At 28.3% G+C, this 3,693-nt stretch carries 4 protein-coding genes; 3 read left to right on the plus strand and 1 reads right to left on the minus strand.

What is annotated here, in order from left to right; translation table 11 throughout:
• The first annotated feature begins 168 nt into the window (after positions 1-168).
• Entirely contained in the window at positions 169-1,584 is a 1,416-nt protein-coding gene (gene argH / locus Q1J48_RS04055) for an argininosuccinate lyase (RefSeq protein ID WP_300361435.1), read from the plus strand.
• A 105-nt stretch (positions 1,585-1,689) separates the two neighbouring features.
• Here argH and Q1J48_RS04060 read toward each other — a convergent pair whose 3' ends face one another.
• Complete coding sequence (locus tag Q1J48_RS04060; RefSeq protein ID WP_300330070.1) at positions 1,690-2,460, minus strand: IclR family transcriptional regulator; 771 nt, start codon at positions 2,458-2,460, stop codon at positions 1,690-1,692.
• A 293-nt stretch (positions 2,461-2,753) separates the two neighbouring features.
• Here Q1J48_RS04060 and Q1J48_RS04065 point away from each other — a divergent pair, with 293 nt between their 5' ends.
• A complete protein-coding gene (locus Q1J48_RS04065) occupies positions 2,754-3,503 on the plus strand; it encodes an MIP/aquaporin family protein (protein ID WP_300361437.1) in 750 nt (249 codons plus the stop codon).
• Positions 3,504-3,557: 54 nt separating this feature from the next.
• Positions 3,558-3,693, plus strand: a 136-nt coding sequence (locus tag Q1J48_RS04070; protein WP_300361440.1) for an FGGY family carbohydrate kinase, incomplete at its 3' end; no start/stop codon positions are given.

The raw sequence follows: 3,693 nt of genomic DNA on the forward strand, positions 1-3,693 counted from the left end.
AAAAATGCTAAGTTTATTCAGGAGAAATCAAATATAAAATAGAATATTTTTTATTTGGTGAGCTATGGAATAAAATAGTTATTTTGATCTTGTAATAAATTGTCAAAAGACTGGTTTAGTTTTAGTGCTAACCAGTTTTTTTTATACAAAAATTTAGGAGGAAAGAGTATGCAATATTTTTCAGGAAGATTTAAAGAGAAAGCTAGTAATTTAATTTTGGATTTTCATTCAACAATAAATTTTGAGGAAAGACTTGCCTATTATGATATAATGGGAAGTATTGCTCATGTGAGAGGACTAGGAAAACAAGGAATAGTATCCAATGATGAAGCGACTCTTATAGAAAAAACTTTAAGAGAAATTTTAGAAGATATAGAAAATAAAAAAATAAAATTATTGGTTGAATATGAAGATATACATATGAATGTGGAGAAAAATTTAATAGATAGAATAGGGGATATAGGAAAAAAACTACATACTGGTAGAAGTAGAAATGACCAAACTGCTGTGGATTTAAAACTATATTTAAAGGATGAAATAAAAAAAATACAATCTTATCTAATAGAGACCATAGAAATTTTAAATAATATAGCCAAAGAAAATAAAAAAACTTTTATGCCAGGTTTTACTCATTTACAAAAGGCTCAACCAATTTGTTTTTCACATTACGTTTTAGGTTATATAGAGATGTTTAAGAGAGATTATAAAAGACTTGAAAATGCTTTTAATATGATGAATGTTTGTCCACTTGGATCAGCGGCTTTGGCAGGAACATCTTATCCTTTAGATATGGAGTATACGAGTGAATTGTTAGGATTTGAGAGACCAGTATGGAATAGTTTAGATGGTGTTTCAGACAGAGATCATGTTATGGAGTTAATAAGTGCTCTTTCTATAATAATGGTTCATCTTTCTAGATTTTGCGAAGAAATAATAATTTATTGTTCTAATGATTTTGGATATTTAGAAATGAGTGATGCTTTTTCAACAGGAAGCAGTATAATGCCTCAAAAGAAAAATCCAGATGCAGCAGAGTTAATAAGAGGTAAAAGTGGAAGAGTTTTTGGGGATCTAATGGGAATACTTACTACAATGAAGGGGATACCATTAGCTTATAATAAGGATATGCAAGAGGATAAAGAGGCAGTTTTTGATGCTTTAGATACAGTAAAAAGTTGTTTTTCAGTATTTAATGGAATGATAAAAACAATGAAACCTAATAAAAAAAGAATGTTAGAGGCTTGTCAAAGTGGATTTATAAATGCAACAGATGTGGCAGATTATCTAACAAATAAAGGAATGAGTTTTAGAGATGCATATAAGATAGTTGGAAGTATTGTTTCTGATTGCATAGACAAAGATAAGTCTTTAGAAGAAATGAATTTAGAGGAGTATAAAAACTTTTCAGATTTATTTGAAGAGGATATATATAATGAAATTAATATAGAAAATTGTGTAGAAAAAAGAACTACAAAAGGTGGACCAGCAGAAAAAAGTATAAGTTTACATATAGAAGATGTGGAAAAATTCTTAAAAAAAGAGATAGAAATATTAAAAAATTATAAATTAAATGACATATTTTAAAGTTAGAAAAGCTATTTAAAATTTTATATAAATATATAGTAGAAAAAATTTAAGAAATTAAAAAAAGATTTACAAACTGATGAGAAATCAATTTGTAAATCTTTTCTATTTAAAATATGCTAAACGTTTAGAAATTTCAGCAGCAACTTTTTTTAATTCTTTTGATATAATTTTTGTCCTTTCAGGGGTAAGAGATTCATAAAAACAAGGGCAACTAATGGCAGCTATAATTCTATTATTTTCATTAAGAATAGGGACTGCAATAGCTTTTATTTGCTCAGAATGTTCCATATTATCAAAAGCTATTTTATTAACATTAACCTTGAAAAGTTCTTTTTTTAATTCCTCTCTGTCTGTTATTGTATGTTCTGTATATTTTGGTAAAGTTGGTGTTAAAAGTTTATTAAGCCTTGCTTCACTTAGTTGAGAGATAAGAATTTTACTTGCAGCACCAGCATGAAGAGGGAAGATAGCATTTTCAGAGATAGAGATTTTAACTAAATCTCCACTTTGGATTTTAGCTATACATCTAACAACATTTTCATCAAGAACACTCAATTTAAAAGTTTCTTTAAATTTTAAAGAAAGTTCTTCTAAGTATGGATGAGCAATGTTTTTTATTAAAATATGTTTATCTTTTTTATTTGAAAAAATATGAAATTTTTCTCCCAGGCTATAAAAGCGATCTTCATAGCTTAAATAGTTAAGACTTATTAAAGTAGATAATATTCTGTTTGTAGTTGCTTTAGGAATGTTCAACTCTTTAGAAATTGTAGATTGTGTAGCTTTTTCATTTTTATATAAAAAATTAAAAATTTTATCAACCTTTTCAATAGCAGGAACAGTTTTTTTTAAATTTTTTTTTAAATCTTCCAAACAAACAACCTCCATTTTTTCTTTATATTATACTATAAAAGATTCAAAGATAGAACTAAAATTTAAGTTATCTCAAAAAAAATTAATCTCAATTTAAATAAATGTTCTAAAAAAGATAAAAATAAAAAAATATTGACAATAAAGTATAATTAGAGTATACTCTAATTGAAAGATGAAATATGGCTGAGTGATGGAGAAAGGCTTTAACAGAAATTATATAATTTTTGAGTGCCTTTTTTTTATTATCCAGAAAAAACATCTAAATAATTATAAACTATGTAAGGGGGTTTTATATGAGTACAACATCAATGTATTTGGCAGAATTTATTGGAACAGCTTTATTATTACTTTTAGGTAATGGAGTTAATATGACTCTTAGTTTGAGAAAAAGTTATGGAAAAAATGGTGGGTGGATTTGTACTTGTTTAGGATGGGGAATGGCAGTTACAATGTCAGCTTATCTTACTGGATGGGTAAGTGGAGCACATCTTAATCCAGCACTATCAATAGCTCTTGCTATATCAGGAAGAATGGATGCAGCTTTACTTCCAGGATATATAATAGCTCAAGTTTTAGGAGCAATGTTTGGAGCAATGTTAGCATACTTAGTTTATAAAGACCTTTTAGATGAGGAACCAGATTCAGGAACAAAATTAGGAGTTTTCTCAACAGGCCCAGCAATAGACAATAAACCTTGGAATGTTGTAACAGAGTTTATTGGAACAGCTATATTAGTAATAGGAATACTTGCAATAGGATATGGAAAAAATCAAGTTGATCCAGGAATGGGACCATTCTTAGTTGGTATGTTAATATTTGTAATAGGTATGTCTACTGGAGGTGCAACAGGATTTGCTATCAACCCAGCTAGAGACTTAGGACCAAGAATTGCTCATGCTATATTGCCAATAAAAGGAAAAGGTGGATCAAACTGGGGATACTCTTGGGTACCAGTAGTAGGTCCAATATTAGGAGCAGTAGCAGGAGCATTATTATTTGATGCTTTTGTAGGGGAATGTATAGTTTGTGTGGCTTCTTTATAGTAGAAAATAAATTAAAAATAAAACTTTGAATATAAGTTATGGGAGGTTAAATTAATGAAATATATAATTGCATTAGACCAAGGAACAACATCATCAAGAGCAGTTTTATTTGACGAAACACAAAAAATAGTAGGAATAGCTCAAAAAGAATTTAGACAAATATATCCAAAAGAGGGTTGGGTAGAACACG

Origin of the sequence: Fusobacterium sp., from assembly GCF_029258315.1 — a bacterium.
GTDB lineage: Bacteria > Fusobacteriota > Fusobacteriia > Fusobacteriales > Fusobacteriaceae > Fusobacterium_B.

Bases quoted from the DNA above. Each gene is read 5' to 3' on its own strand.
- Q1J48_RS04065 (WP_300361437.1), top strand. From the start codon at position 2,754: ATGAGTACAACATCAATGTATTTGGCAGAATTTATTGGAACAGCTTTA.
- argH (WP_300361435.1), top strand. From the start codon at position 169: ATGCAATATTTTTCAGGAAGATTTAAAGAGAAAGCTAGTAATTTAATT.